This is a genomic window from Corynebacterium suedekumii, assembly GCF_030252185.1.
Classification (GTDB): domain Bacteria; phylum Actinomycetota; class Actinomycetes; order Mycobacteriales; family Mycobacteriaceae; genus Corynebacterium; species Corynebacterium suedekumii.
In genome coordinates, this window is the sequence record NZ_CP126970.1 from 855070 (window position 1) to 869007 (window position 13938).

At 66.2% G+C, this 13938-nt stretch carries 14 protein-coding genes and 1 pseudogene; 7 read left to right on the forward strand and 8 right to left on the reverse strand.

Annotation, left to right across the window (positions count from 1 at the left end):
- Positions 1-62: 62 nt before the first annotated feature.
- From QP029_RS04170 to QP029_RS04185, 4 genes and pseudogenes are all read right to left on the reverse strand, one after another.
- Positions 63-233, reverse strand: coding sequence for a hypothetical protein (locus tag QP029_RS04170; protein ID WP_284875586.1), 171 nt, complete (start codon positions 231-233; stop codon positions 63-65).
- 1 nt (position 234) lies between these two features.
- Positions 235-1996, reverse strand: a pseudogene (gene ctaD, locus QP029_RS04175) (aa3-type cytochrome oxidase subunit I).
- Between the two features lie 331 nt (positions 1997-2327).
- A complete protein-coding gene (locus tag QP029_RS04180) occupies positions 2328-3299 on the reverse strand; it encodes a pirin family protein (protein WP_284875587.1) in 972 nt (323 codons plus the stop codon).
- Between the two features lie 19 nt (positions 3300-3318).
- A complete protein-coding gene (locus QP029_RS04185; RefSeq protein WP_284875588.1) occupies positions 3319-3852 on the reverse strand; it encodes a DUF488 domain-containing protein in 534 nt (177 codons plus the stop codon).
- A gap of 35 nt (positions 3853-3887) precedes the next feature.
- Between QP029_RS04185 and QP029_RS04190 the strand changes: the two genes are divergently transcribed.
- The gene (locus QP029_RS04190; RefSeq protein WP_284875589.1) at positions 3888-4193 is read left to right on the forward strand and encodes a CHY zinc finger protein; all 306 of its coding nucleotides are present in this window, start codon (positions 3888-3890) and stop codon (positions 4191-4193) included.
- Between the two features lie 548 nt (positions 4194-4741).
- Positions 4742-5389, forward strand: coding sequence for a lipocalin family protein (locus QP029_RS04195; RefSeq protein WP_284875590.1), 648 nt, complete (start codon positions 4742-4744; stop codon positions 5387-5389).
- Between the two features lie 152 nt (positions 5390-5541).
- On the opposite strand, the gene QP029_RS04200 is transcribed toward QP029_RS04195, so the two are convergent.
- Positions 5542-6084 carry a hypothetical protein gene (locus QP029_RS04200; protein WP_284875591.1) on the reverse strand — a complete coding sequence of 181 codons (543 nt, stop codon included), beginning with the start codon at positions 6082-6084 and terminating at the stop codon, positions 5542-5544.
- Positions 6085-6159: 75 nt separating this feature from the next.
- On the opposite strand from QP029_RS04200, the gene QP029_RS04205 reads away from it, so the two are divergent.
- The gene (locus tag QP029_RS04205) at positions 6160-7341 is read left to right on the forward strand and encodes an MFS transporter (protein ID WP_284875592.1); all 1182 of its coding nucleotides are present in this window, start codon (positions 6160-6162) and stop codon (positions 7339-7341) included.
- A gap of 10 nt (positions 7342-7351) precedes the next feature.
- Positions 7352-7864: a DinB family protein gene (locus tag QP029_RS04210; RefSeq protein ID WP_284875593.1), complete on the forward strand. Its 513-nt coding sequence runs from the start codon at positions 7352-7354 to the stop codon at positions 7862-7864.
- On the opposite strand, the gene QP029_RS04215 is transcribed toward QP029_RS04210, so the two are convergent.
- Positions 7861-8820 carry an ABC transporter ATP-binding protein gene (locus QP029_RS04215; protein WP_349293723.1) on the reverse strand — a complete coding sequence of 320 codons (960 nt, stop codon included), beginning with the start codon at positions 8818-8820 and terminating at the stop codon, positions 7861-7863. The two genes, QP029_RS04210 and QP029_RS04215, sit on opposite strands and share 4 nt — an antisense overlap.
- 98 nt (positions 8821-8918) lie before the next feature.
- Here QP029_RS04215 and QP029_RS04220 point away from each other — a divergent pair, with 98 nt between their 5' ends.
- A complete protein-coding gene (locus QP029_RS04220) occupies positions 8919-9263 on the forward strand; it encodes a hypothetical protein (RefSeq protein ID WP_284875594.1) in 345 nt (114 codons plus the stop codon).
- 143 nt (positions 9264-9406) lie between these two features.
- Here the strand turns inward: QP029_RS04220 and QP029_RS04225 are convergent, their stop codons facing one another.
- Together QP029_RS04225 and QP029_RS04230 are read right to left on the reverse strand one after the other, a co-directional pair.
- Positions 9407-11215 carry an ABC transporter permease gene (locus QP029_RS04225; RefSeq protein WP_284875595.1) on the reverse strand — a complete coding sequence of 603 codons (1809 nt, stop codon included), beginning with the start codon at positions 11213-11215 and terminating at the stop codon, positions 9407-9409.
- A gap of 12 nt (positions 11216-11227) precedes the next feature.
- The gene (locus QP029_RS04230) at positions 11228-12304 is read right to left on the reverse strand and encodes an ABC transporter substrate-binding protein (RefSeq protein ID WP_284875596.1); all 1077 of its coding nucleotides are present in this window, start codon (positions 12302-12304) and stop codon (positions 11228-11230) included.
- Positions 12305-12417: 113 nt separating this feature from the next.
- Between QP029_RS04230 and QP029_RS04235 the strand changes: the two genes are divergently transcribed.
- Entirely contained in the window at positions 12418-12780 is a 363-nt protein-coding gene (locus QP029_RS04235; protein ID WP_284875597.1) for a VOC family protein, read from the forward strand.
- Between the two features lie 389 nt (positions 12781-13169).
- Complete coding sequence (locus QP029_RS04240; RefSeq protein WP_284875598.1) at positions 13170-13934, forward strand: Abi family protein; 765 nt, start codon at positions 13170-13172, stop codon at positions 13932-13934.
- Positions 13935-13938: the final 4 nt, after the last annotated feature.

A 13938-nucleotide genomic window follows, 5' to 3' on the forward strand; every position in this document is an offset into this window, starting at 1 on the left:
CAATTGCCACCGGGCTCACACTGCTATCGGAGGGTTAACTCCCCTGCAACGCGTTCACAACGTCACGGGGAAGTACACCTAGGAAAGCCGCGCTGTCCGCAGTTGCGCAACATGACGAGCCGGGTCGGTGCGGCCATCCGGCGCAGGACCCGGGCGGCACCTCCCGGATCAGCGCGGAGGACCTCGCCGTCGCCGCCGTCGACGAGGTGGAACGGCCCGGGACGGATCAGCACATCACGGTCGTGGAGCACTGACCTCCGCCGGATCCGGGGACTGCGTCTTCTCCGCACGTTCGTCATGTCGCCCGGTGTGGGCCTCCCGGCGCATGCGTTCAACCATGTGGGGATAGTGCAGCTCGAAGGCGGGCCGTTCTGAGCGGATGCGGGGCAGGGAGGTGAAGTTGTGGCGCGGCGGCGGGCAGGAGGTCGCCCATTCGAGGGAGTTGCTGTAACCCCAGGGATCGTCGACGGTGACCACCTCGCCGTAGCGCCAGGACTTGAAGGAGTTCCACACGAAGACGAGGAGGGAGGAGCCGAGGATGAAGGAGAAGACGGTGGACACCTGGTTGAGGATGGTGAAGCCGTCGGAGTCGAGGTAGTCGGCGTAGCGGCGGGGCATGCCCATGTTGCCCAGCCAGTGCTGGATGAGGAAGGTGCCGTTGAAGCCGACAAAGGTGAGCCAGAAGTGGATCTTGCCCAGGCGTTCGTCGAGCATGCGGCCGGTCATCTTGGGGAACCAGAAGTAGATGCCGGCGAACGTGGAGAAGACGACGGTGCCGAAGACCGTGTAGTGGAAGTGGGCGATGAGGAAGTAGGAGTCGGCCAGCTGGAAGTCCAGGGGAGGGCGGCGAGGATGACACCGGTCATGCCGCCGAAGAGGAACGTGGCCATGAAACCGAGAGAGAAGAGCATCGGCGTTTCCCAGGTGATGTGCCCCTTCCACATCGTGCCGGTCCAGTTGAAGAATTTCACGCCGGTGGGCACGGCGATGAGGAAGGAGAGGAAGGAGAAGAACGGCAGCAGGACCGCGCCGGTGACGAACATGTGGTGCGCCCACACCGCCATGGACAGTGACGCGATGGCGAGGGTGGCGAAGACGAGCCCGACGTACCCGAAGATCGGTTTCCGGGAGAACACCGGGATGACCTCGGAGACGATGCCGAAGAACGGCAGGGCGATGATGTAGACCTCGGGGTGGCCGAAGAACCAGAACAGGTGCTGCCACAGGATGGTGCCGCCGTTACCGGTGTCAAAGATGTGCCCGCCGAGTTGGCGGTCGAAGAGCACGCCCAGGGCCGCGGCGGTGAGGACGGGGAACACCATGAGCGACAGGATCGCGGTGACGAGGATGTTCCACGTGAAGATGGGCATCCGGAACATGGTCATGCCGGGCGCTCGGAGGGTGAAGATGGTGGTGAGCATGTTGATTGCCGCGACAATGGTGCCGATGCCGGTCATGCCGACACCGATGATCCACAGGTCGGCGCCGACGCCGGGGAGTGGGTGGCGTCGGAAAGCGGGGAATACATGGTCCACCCGAAGTCGGCCGCGCCACCCGGGGTGAGGAAGCCGGTGAGCATGGTGATGCCGCCCGTGGCGGTGATCCACAAGCCGAAGGCGTTGAGCCGCGGGAACGCGACATCGGGTGAGCCGATCTGCAGTGGCAGGACATAGTTGGCGAAGCCCCACACGATGGGGGTGGCGAACACCAGCAGCATGACGATGCCGTGCATGGTGAACAACTGGTTGAACTGCTCGTTGGACAGGAACTGCAGGCCCGGGCTGAACAGCTCCGTGCGGATGAGCAGCGCCATCAGGCCGGCGAGAGCGAAGAAGCTCAGCGCCATGATGATGTACATGATGCCCAGCTGCTTGTGATCGGTGGTGGTGAGCATGTCCCACGCCTTCGAACCCTTGAGGCTCCGACCTGAGGTGCCGGTGGGTTCGGGACGTTCGGGTGGTGCATGGTCTTCACGTTGGGGGGCGATGGCGGTCATGGGATCCTCCTGACCCGACAGTGACGCGTAGGGACTGTGTATGGCTGTGTAGGCCGCAGCCTAGACCTGTATAACGTCCCGCACTACGGGTCCCCCGGGCCGGCGCATTACCGTTGTGACGTGCACAAACCCCCAAACTGTGCCCGTCCTGACGGGCGCCAAAGAATATCCCGGCCTTATGTGTCGGGCCCGCGGCGTTGGGCGCCGGGGGTGCTCAGAAAGCGGCCGGATCCCGACGGGAGGGGCCTGAAAAGTCGGAGGTAACAGTTCGGACCCATCTGCGTACCGGGGGCAGGGAGGGGGTGGCGCGCCGGGCTATGCCTGCGCCGTGTTACTGCCCCGGCCGCTGCTCCGAACCGTCGGGGAAACGGGCGAAGCGTCCCTGCTCCCGGGGGAAGACCTCCTCGGTCGTCGGCCAGGGCCACCCACCAAACTGGGTTCGGCGGTACTCGTCGAAGGCGTCCTGCAGTTCGGTCTGGGAGGTGGCCACGAAGGGGCCGTACTGGTGGACGGGAGCGCCGATGGGAACCCCCTGGAGGATCAGCGCCCGGACAGGTTCTGCGCCGGCGGTCATCGTGGTGGGTTCGGTGCCGACCTGGAGGTAGCCCCAGCCCTGGGCGACGGCGTGTTCGCCGATGACGGCGTCACCCTGGAAGACGTAGGTGGTGCGGTGGGTGGTGGCCTGAGACGGTGCGGGAAGGTCGATGGTGGAGTTCGCAGGGGCGTCGATAAGCCAGACGGCGACGTCGTTGGCGGGATCGGCGGCCCAGGAGTTGACGGGCGGGCTGAGCGGGGTGACGTCGCCGAGTGCGCCGGCGATGACCTTCACGGTTCCGCCGCCGGGCGAGTGCCAGACGGGGATGTCCTCACCCCACTGCATGGTGAACTCCGGCGGGACGGTCTTGGCTTCCGGCGGGAGGTTGAGCCAGATCTGGAAGAGCTCGAGCGGGTTGTCGGAATCCTGGTTGACCAGCGGGAACATCTCGGAGTGGGTGACGCCGCCGCCGGTGGTCAGCCACTGCACGTCACCCTGGCCGTAGCGGGCGGCCGCACCCACGGAGTCGGTGTGGTCGACGAAGCCGGAGTTGACCACGGTGATCGTCTCGAAGCCGCGGTGCGGGTGCGCCGGGAAACCGGGGATCTTCCGGCCGTGGTACATCTGCCAGCCGTCGGGGCGGTGGTCGCCGGGGCCCATGTCGGCGTCACCCGCGGGGTAGGCGTCGTTGTGGAAGACGGCGAAGAGGAAGGGGTCGCTGCCCTGCCACGGGGTGGTCAGACGGAAGGGGATGTTCGGGGTAGTCATGTACATGTCAACAACCCGGTCAGCGCTTCTGTTCCCCCTCCTCCGGCGGGTAGGTGATCCGATCGCCGTCGACCACGGCGAAGCCGGTGAGCTTCTCCGGCGTGGCCTTGGTGAGGCTGAAGATGTCCAGCACTTCCCACCCTCTGACCAGCAGCGAATCGCCGACAAGCGAACGATGGCACCGCCACGGCACCGCCTCCGCACACATGAGCGCCGTCGGCGCCTCTGTGGCCCAGGCCTCCAGCTCCGCCAGGCCGTCGGCGAACTCCGGGGTCTGCATGTAGTCGGCGTGCCCACGAAACGACGCGTTGCGCCAGGCCCCGTTCGGCGAATCATCACTGGTCCTACGCAGCCCGCCGAGCTGGCGGAACCACCGGTAACCGATGCCCGCCTCACCCAGACTCGCCTCGAGTGCGTCGCCCCAGAACTGGGGGTTGTGCCGCGACTTCGGCACCGTCCGGATGTCCGCGACCTGCTCCACCCCGTGTGCCCGCAGCAGATCGACGAACTCCCCGATGGCATGGGTGGAGTGGCCGACGGTGAAGATTCTCATGGCCCCGACGCTACGCCCGCACTACGGTGAGGGGCATGAAGATCCGGGGCGTGGACGTCGATACGCAGGGACGCTGCGCGCACTACCGCAGCGAGCGCGACATCGTGGCCAACCGCTGCGCCACCTGTGATGACTTCTGGGCGTGCCATGCCTGCCACGACGAGCTCACTGCCCATCCTTTCGGACGTATGCGTATCGACGCCCCCGCCTCCGTCCTCTGCGGAAACTGCGGCCACACCATGGGGTACGGCGTGTACTCCCAGGCCACCGCCTGCCCGTCATGCGGCCATGACTTCAATCCGGGGTGTTCCATGCATTCGTCTCTGTACTTTCTTACCTAGGTTCGACTTGTGCTCCCGACGGGAGCAGTGCTCTTTCTTGCTCGATCAATCGTTCGAAGGTGGCACGTGACTGGTGTTGTCTCTCCGTCCAGATGGCCACTGGAACTGCCACGATGAATGCCTCGGGGATATGGCCCCATATAAAACCCACGAGAGCGGCGAACAGCAGGAGGCCGGCAAGGAGACTGATGAGATCTTGGATCTGCGCGAACCACCGTTGAAGGGTCGGGGGAAGGGAGGCGGTAGGGGGGAGGAAGGTGCCGAATGCGGCCAAGAGCCAGATTCCTGCGGCGTTCAAGCCTACGAGTAGATATGTTTCCGGCGCTGTGCCGTGTACAAACTCCTGGACACGGACGGTGATAGTGGCCAACATTGTGCTGCTCCTTAGGTGGTCATCACTTTTCACCTGGCAAGCTACCGTTGCCTCCAGACACTGAGACTGGCCCGGCCCCCGAAGTCATAAATTCATGTCTATATCTCCTGCGGATCGCTTCTCGCCTCCGCTAGTGTGTGAGGGGTCACACTCCTTCGACGACAGGACATCCCCGATGCGCCGCCTCCTCACCACCCTGACCACTCTCACCCTCGCCGCCGCGCTCACCGTGCCGGTCGCCGGAGCCCAGGACCTCTTCGACGGTGGCCGCATCGGCGGCGGCTCGTCTCAGCTCATCCCGCCGGGTCTGTCCCTGCCGGGCGGTGAGCTCCCGGAAACCGATCAGGCCGTTGACCTCGAGCGATACTCGGGCCAGTGGTACCAGGTCGCGGCCCTGCCGCAGCCGTACACCCTGCAGTGTGCACGCGACACCACCGCCGAGTACGGCGTCATCGACGAGTCCACGATCTCGGTCCGCAACGCCTGCGGCACCCTGGTCGGCCCGGGCTCGGTCATCGAGGGCACCGCGTCCGTGCGGTCGGACGCCTCCCTGCGCGTCAACTTCCCCGGCGTCCCCTTCCAGGACGAGAACGGCCCGGTGAACTACCGCGTGACCCACCTCGCCGAGGACTACTCGTTGTCGGTCGTCGGTGACCCGAACCGCCTGTCCGGTTTCGTGCTCTCGCGCACCCCGAACCTCAGCGCCGAGCAGTGGTCGCAGGTACGCGGCATCGTCGAGTCCCGGGGCTGGAACTCCTGCACCTTCCTCACCGTGCCCATGGCGGGCGGGCGTGGCGACGTCGCACCGCTGTGCACCTTGTAGTGCCCGGCCCGGCCGGGCTCACAACAATCCGCATGATGGAGCGGCCGCGGGGCAACATCCCTGCCGGCAGACCAGACCACGTGAAACATTGAAACAAGGCCACCGGCCACCCTGGACAATCAGGGGGCCGGTGGCCTTGTCGGTGCGTGAGACTAGAGCGAGCTGCCAAGGGCCGGGGCGCCGCCGGTGAACTGGGCGAGGAAGTCGGCGATGATCTTCGCGACATCCGGGGCCACGATCGTCGCGGCGTTACCCACCGGGATGTTCACGGTCGGGGTGCCCGGGGCGACCGGGATGGAGATGACCTGGCCGACCGGGGCCTGCTGCGCCGGAGCCGGGTTGGAGGGCGCCGGATTGGACGGGCGGGCCGGGGCCGGGTTCGACGGCGCCGGGGCGCCGCCACCGCGGAGACCACAACGGTCGGCGGCCTCGTCGACCCGGCCGATGGCGGCGCGGATCTCGCCACCACGCGGGTGGAACGGGGCGACGGCCAGGGCCTGGGTGCGCTTGCTGTTGAAGTCGGCCTCGTTGGTCCAGTACTGGTTGGCCTGCTCACAGGTGATCGGGCCGGACGGCAGCTTGGCCAGGGCGTCATCGACGACGTCGGCGTGGGCGGTCAGCGGGGAGGCGAGGGCGACGGCCATGGCGGCGGTGGCCAGACCGGTGGTCACGGAACGACGGGTGAGAAAAGTCATGCGCCTTACTATGGCACGGATGTGACCGGTGTGAAAGTGGAACGGTGATCTCACAGGCGGGCTTATAGTGGCCGCATGGCTCAACCCGCGTCCCGCGTCCGCGTCCTCACCGCCCTCATGATCGCCCAGGTGATGGCGGGACTGGCGCACGGTGTGACCTTCTCCATGGGGGCGCTGCTCTCGGCGGAGATGGCGGGCCCGGCGTGGGGTGGGGCGGCGTCGACGGTGACCACCATCGGTGCGGGCCTGTGGGCGATTCCCCTGGCGAGGATCGTGCAGCGGCGGGGGAGGAGGGCGTCGCTAAGCACGGGTCTGGCGCTGGGCTCGCTCGGTGCCGCATCGGCCCTGGTGGGCGCGCAGACCGTCATCTATCCTTTCGTCCTGCTCGGATTCTTCCTCCTCGGTGCGGCGGTGGCGATGAACCTGCAGTCGAGGTTCGCCGCCGCCGATGTCGCCGACGAGAGGCACAAGGGCCGCGACATCTCGCTGGTCGTGTGGGCGACGACCGTCGGTGCCGTCCTCGGCCCCAACCTCTTCGGGCCCACCGAGGCGCTCGGGCAGGCGCTCGGTCTGGCGAGCTTCACCGGCGCATACCTGGTGTGCATCGTGGCGCAGTGGATCGCCATCCTCGTCCTCCAGGTGATGCTGCGGCCGCAGCCCGCGCCCGTGGCCGCACGCAGCACCGATGCACCCAAGGTGCGACTGAGCGACCACCCGGTGGTGGCGTCCGCGATCCTCACCAACGCCATCAGCCACTTCGCGATGATCGCCATCATGTCCATGACCGCCGTCCACATGCACGGCCACGGCGCCTCCATGACGCTCATCGGCCTGACCATCTCCTTCCACGTCGGCGGCATGTACGGCCTCGCTCCCGTCTTCGGTTTCCTGGCCGACAAGATCGGCTCCCTGCAGACCATGCTCCTCGGCATGGGCATGACGCTCACCGCGGCCGGCCTGCTCGTGCCCTGGTCCGGCAACGAGACCGTCGTGGTCGCCGCCCTGGCGCTCCTCGGCCTCGGCTGGTCCGCCACACTCGTCGGCTCCTCCGCCGAGGTCGCGGCCGCCGCCCCGCCCGAACACAAGGCCGGCCTGCAGGGCCGCAGCGACCTGACCATGAACCTCACCGGCGCCGCCGGCGGCGTCGTCTCCGGCACGGTGGTCTCCACCTTCGGGATGCCGGTCATGGCCACCGGCGTCATCGTCCTGGTCGCCGTGGTGCTGCTGGGCAACGCCGCGTTACGACGCCGCGCGTAACCTTGTGGCCATGAACACCACCGACACGTACCTCAACCTCATCGACCGGGCGATCGGTACCCTCGACCGCCTGCCGGAATTAGCCCCCGCCCAGCTCAACGCGCATCCGTCGGGCCATCCGAACTCCGTGGCGTGGAACCTGTGGCACGCCGGCCGCGTCCTTGACGCCATGGGTGCCGCGGACCTGGCCAGCCAGGATCAGGTGTGGCTGGACCAGGACTTCCGTGCCCGCTTCAATGTCGGCGAGCTGGGGGACGCCACCGGTTTCGGCCACACCGACGAGGAGGCCGCCACCATCATCGTCGAGGACCACCAGCTGCTCGAGGACTACATCGTCGCCTCCCTCAAGGCCCTGCGCACCTACGTGGAGAGTCTCGATGCGGACGCCTTCGACGAGGTCATCGGTGAGTTCGCCGGCAAGCCCGAGACCCGCCAGGACCGCCTGTCCCTCATCCTCATCGACGCCGTCCAGCACATCGCGCAGGCCCAGTACGTCGCGGGCATGACGGAGGTCCGGGCCTAGACCGGGTAGGCCAGTGGCCGATGGATCCGCAGGCCCACGGCCTCGCCGATCTCCGGCCGCGCGCCGGTCACCGTCGCCCGGAACCGGTCGCCGGATTCCGTCTCCACGGTGACGCTGAAGTTCCCGGCGTCGTAGAGCACGGAGGCGACGGTCGCGGCCGCCGCATCGGGGGTGCCGGCGGGCAGGACCTCGACGGCCGTCGGCAGGACCGCCAGCCGCAGATACTCCGAAGGAGTGCCGACGACCTCCACCTCCGCGGCCGGCCAGCTCAGGCCGAGGGACGGACAGCTGATCCGGTCCCCCTGACGCACCGCGTCGAGGAGGGCGGCGTCGGCGATGAACGCGGCGACCTCGGGCGACGCCGGGTACCGCACGAGGGTGGCGGGGTCGGCGACCTGCTGGACGCGGGCGTCGATAAGCACGACGACGCGATCGGCGATGGACAGCGCCTCGGAGCGGTCGTGCGTGACATGCACCGTGGTCAGGCCCTCGCGCCGGGTGAGGGAGACGAGCTCGCGACGCAGGCTGTCGCGCAGCGGCTCGTCGAGGGCGGACAGCGCCTCATCGAGCAGGAGCACCGAGGGGTCCGCGATGATCGCCCGGGCCAGGGCGACGCGCTGCCGTTGCCCACCCGACAGGCTCGCCGGCTTCCGTGCACCGAAACCGTCGAGGCCGACCAGCCGGAGAGCACGCTCCACCCGCTCCACCCGCTCCCGCTTCTCGACGCCCGCCCGCTTCAGCGGGTACTCCACGTTCCCCGCCATCGACATGTGCGGCCACACGGCATGCTGCTGGAACACCATGCCCATCCCACGTTTCTCGGGCGGGACGTGGGTGAGGTCGCGGGCGTCGATACGCACCTGGCCTTCGCTGGGCTGGACGAAACCCGCGATGGTGCGCAGCAGCGTCGTCTTAACCGAACCCGGGAAGTTAGTACGATGATGTCCAGCTAACAGGCACTACAAAAGCGACATATAACCACCGGTTTGGATCTTGTTCCCATGAGGAGAATATTCATGATAAAACCCGCCGGAAGCCCTGGAGACATAGTAAAGTGAGACAGACAGCAAATAGCCCCATTCATGAACGGAAAGCCATGGGTTTCTTTAGTCGGATATTCGAAAGAAACAGCGACAGCGGAACTGAGGAAGAGCCCGTTGTCGAGAGCGAAATTACAACGTGTGATTACTGCGGAAAAGAGAGCGACGACCTAATCTGGGTAGACATCAGCTTGAGCGAAAAGGGCCGCCCGTCCCACGTGAGTGACATCTGCGAAAGTTGCTACGAGGAGCTTGATGCCGAGGAGCTTGATGCCGGGGGCAACAACCCAGCCTACTGCTGTGGAATGATGTACGACGAAGGGGAGGAAGTTTGCGCCAGCTGCGGCGAATTCCTCTAATCAGAGTCGTCGCGCGGCAAACTAGACACTTCACGTTCATATTCTGTGTGCGCTGACCACCCCCACTGAGCGTCGGATTCTCAATTTTGCTTGGCGATACCTGACCATCACTTCCCATGCCTGGTAGCAGACTCCTCCCATTTCTAACTTTTCGGTAAGCACTTTCTTTCTAATGCCACGAATAGGATCAGAGGTTCTCCGTTGCCGGACCCGGAGGGGCCGATGAGCGCCAAGAACTCCTGCTCGCGGACGTCGAGGTCCACCCCGTCGAGACCGACGGTGCCGTCGGGGAAGGTGACGGTGACGCCACTGAGATCGATGAAGGACAAGATTTCAGCTCCTGACTTTCGGGGCGGACTTCTGGAGCGCACCGTCAGCGCCAGCGCGACGACGCCCACGAGCGCGAACATGAGGGACAGCGCCGAGGCCTGGTTGTAGTTGCCCGCCTGCTGCAGGTTGAACACCTGCACGCCGAGGGTCGTGGTGCCCGGGGCGATGAGCAGGATGGACACCGTGAGCTCACGGACAGCAGTGACGGCGACGAGCACCGCCCCGGAGAACGCCGCCGGGATCGCCATGGCCCCGGTGGTGTCGAACAGGGAACGTACCCGGCCGGCACCGCTGATCCGGGCGGCCTCCTCCACCGCCAGCGGCGTGCCCTGCAGCGGCGCGCGAACCGCCTGGACCACCATCGCGGTGAACGCGCACACGTAGGCGCCGAGGATCACCCACATCGTGTTGTAGATGCCGGTGTAGCGGCCGAGGATGAGCCACCCCACGCCGATGATGAGGCCCGGCAGCGCCGTGGGCAGCAGCACCGTCAGCGTCAGTGCCGTGTTGCCCGCCAGCCGCGTGCGGGTGACCAGCAGGCCGATGAGCCAACCCAGCACGCCACAGATCACCGCGGCCGAGAGTGCGAGAGTGACGGAGTTGGTGAAGCCCTCCACCACCCGCGGGTTCGCCAGTGAGCGTTCGAAGTTCTGCAGCGTCACCATCTCCCACGTCAGCGGAATGCCCGGAGCAGGCAGCAGGGCGCGGTAGGCCAGGCCGGCGATGGGGCCGAGCGTGACCGCCAGACCGACGACCCAGGTGACCAGGGTGACCGGCCAACGGGCAGCCCCCAGCCGGAACCGCAGGGCCTCACCCGTCTCCTGCAACTGCGAGCCCGAACGCAGGGCCACCAGATGATCGGCGATGACCGCACCGATGCCGAGGAACAACAGCACCACACCGATCGTGGAGACCGTCTGCAACGGATTGGCCACCGTCCCGGACTCCATGAACCGGTAGATCATGGTGGCCAGGGTCTCGAACCGCGCCGGCGACCCCAGCAGCGCCGGAATACCGAAGTCCGCCAGATTGGCCACCGCCGTGAGCGTGAAAGCCGACAACAGTGCCGGGCGCAGCAACGGCAGCGTGACCGTCCGCAGCACCGTGCCCGTGCCGGCACCGCTGATCCGGGCGGCCTGCTCCAGGTCTGAGGGCATCGACCGCAGGGCGCTGCCCACCACCACATAGACGATCGGGTACGAGTGCAGGATGAGCAGCAGCGTCACCCCGTCCGCCCCGTAGATGTCCCACAACTCCGTGCCGAAGAAACGGTTGAGCCCCTGATTCGGGCCGAACAACTGCAGCCACGCGATCGCCCCGATGAACGGCGGGATGAGCAGCGGCGACAGCAGGAACAGTCGGAGGATTCCCGTGCCACGGGCGTCCGTCCGGTCGAGCACCAGGGCGATCGCGGTGCCCACGACGACGGCACCGACGGCCGACAACAACGTCGTGTACAGCGAATTCCACACGGCGGTCCCCAACCCCTGGTCCAGCAGGACCGGGATCTGGTTACCGCCGAGGGCGAGACCCACGACCAGTGCCAGGGGAGTGACGAACAGTCCGAGGACGATCAGCCACACCCCCACGCGGACGAGGGAGAGGGAGGTGAACAGTCGCATGAACGAGGCAGATTACTGCATGGCGTTCTGGAACAGCTCGACGGCCGCGTCCTTGTCCTCGGTGACCACCTGCAGATCCGGGGTCATCAGGGCGATCTCATTCAGCGGCGGGGTGTTCTCCGGCGTGCCGACGTCCTCCCGCACCGGCAGGTACGCCTGCTCGACCGCGATCTTCTGGCCCTCCTCGGAGAGCAGGAAACTGATGTAGCGCTCCGCGGCCTCCTTCTGGTCCGAATCCTCGAACACGCCGGCCGGCTCCGTGATGTACGGCGCACCCTCGTCCGGGTACACGGCGGCGATCGGGGAGCCCGCGGCCGCCAGATCACGGACCAGATAATCGACGACCACACCCACCGGGTGTCCGCCGCCCGCGATCTCCTGCGAGGTCGGGCCGTTGGACTGGGCGATCATCGGCTGGTTCTCACCCAGGGCGTTGATCCAGTCCTCACCGATCTGCTCGTCGTTCTTCCACACCGACGCGTTGAACGCCGCAGCACCCGACACGGCCGGATCCGGCATGACCAGCTGGCCGGCGTACTTCGGGTCCACCAGGTCGGCCCAGGACTGCGGTGCGTCGGCCTCGTCGATGACATCGGTGTTGTACGCGATCACGGTCGGGATGATGCGGGTACCCACGTAGTGGTCGTCCTCGTCGACGGCCTCCTCGATGAGGGCGCTGGTGTCCACGTCCTGCAGCTGCGCGAGATCCCCCTCGGCCTTGTAAGACTCGAACGTCGCGGAGTCGGCCGCCCAGAGGACGTCCGCCTCAATGTCACCGGACTCCTTCTCCGCGGCGATACGGGCGTTGAGGTCGCCGGTACCTGCGCGGTAGACCTCCACCTCGATGTCGGGGTTGGCCGCCATGAACGCGGCGTTGATCTCGTCGACCTTCTCCTCCGGCTCAGAGGTGTAGACCGTGATGGTCGTCTTCTCCCCGTCGGCGGCCCCGGTGGTGGCCGCATCATCGGAGGACCCCTCGGTGGGCTCACCGCAGGCGACGAGCAGGAGGGCGGCGGCACCGGCCGCGGCGGTGGCCACCAGCGGGCGACGAGACGAGCGGTGCGTGATCGGGCGGGTGAAGGAGCGCATGGTGGTGATTCCTTGAGAGTCCGGGAAAGTGTTCGGGTGCCGTGCCGGCGATGACTCATCGTCCCACTGTTTGAGCGATCCCGCAGGGCGAACGGGCCCGTACCATCGCGCCCATGAGTCTTCGCCTGTCCCACACCACCTTCGACGCCCGCGATCCCTATCCCGTCGCCGAGTTCTGGCGCGAGCTGCTCGGCTGGGAGATCACCGAACCCGAGTCGTACCGGCCTGGATCGGAGGAGTGCTACCTCATCAGCCCCGATGGTTATGTGCTCCTCTTCTACTACTCCCCGGACGTCAAGACCGTGAAGAACCGCGCCCACCTCGACCTGCGCCCGAGCGGCGGCGCCTCGCGGGACGAGGAGATTGAGCGGGCGCTGTCCCTCGGTGCCACGATGGTCGCCGACCTGCGGGAGGAGTACACCTGGGCCGTCATGGCGGACCCGGAGGGCAACGAGTTCTGCATCCTCAACGGTTAGTTGGCTGGATCAGCACTGGCGTCTGACACCGGCCCGGTTTCGGGAGATTTTCGGCCGTAGTGTCAGACGCTGGAGCCACTGGGCTCCCTGGAGGGTCGGGGGAAGGGTGTTTTTCGGCAGGCCGTCAGCCGAATCAGCACTGGCGTCTGACACCGGGGCGGTTTCGGGCGGTTTTCGGCCGTGGTGTCAGACGCTGGAGCTGATTCACGTGCCACTCACACCCCGAGGAAGCGGCGGGCCAGGGAGCCGTTCCAGCGACTCACGGAATCCCCGCGCAGAATGAAAAAATCAAACCCCCCGCGGCCGGATCCGGTGTGCGGACGACCTAACGCGGGGGGGAATACGGCTCTCACCCTACCGCTGTGCCGCCACCGTGGCAATATGCACACATGTACGTACCAGATGTCGACCACATCGCGTCTCAGCGGCTGACGCCCTACCTCAGTCACGCGCACGGGGACCCCAATAGGGCGATGGAACTGTACTTACTGGATCGCAAACTCTCCGCAGCTGTCTTCTTTGAGATAGGCATAGTGGAAGTGGCGTTGAGGAATGCGATTGACAGGGCATTGGTGGGGAAATACGGGCCCGATTGGCCGGGCAACATGGCACTGCCGGTCGATCGGCGCACCACAGAGAACATCTGCGAGGCGTGGGCCCAACTCCCTGGAAGCTTTACCAGGGAGAGATGCACATCAGGGACGATGAGTGGCAGGCTCTTGGCGGCGAACATGTTCCGCACGTGGTCGAATCTGCCGGACGAGGGGACAACTACGGGTTTGGCAGCTCCTCGAGACCGTGCCGATCATGACTTGATCTGGGATCGCCCGACGCTTCTGGCCGCTTTTCCCGGCAGCAGCCTGGAAGCTGGCGGGCAGGGAGTCCAGCTGACCAGGAAATGGGTCTTCGACGTGGTCAAGGAAGTGCACGTCCTCAGAAACAGAATCGCCCATCATGAGGCTTTGATCAACGGATACTCCATGCCCGGCATGAAAGATCCCTCGGGCCATCCCCTACGGCGGTCGATTGAAGAAGGTCTGGCCGCGTGTCGGACGTTAGCCCGGATCATTGACCATCATCTTGAAGAGTTTCTCACCAATGATTCCACCGCTGAGAAGGCGCTGGCAGATCTCCGGAGCGCGGCACATGCATGAGGCC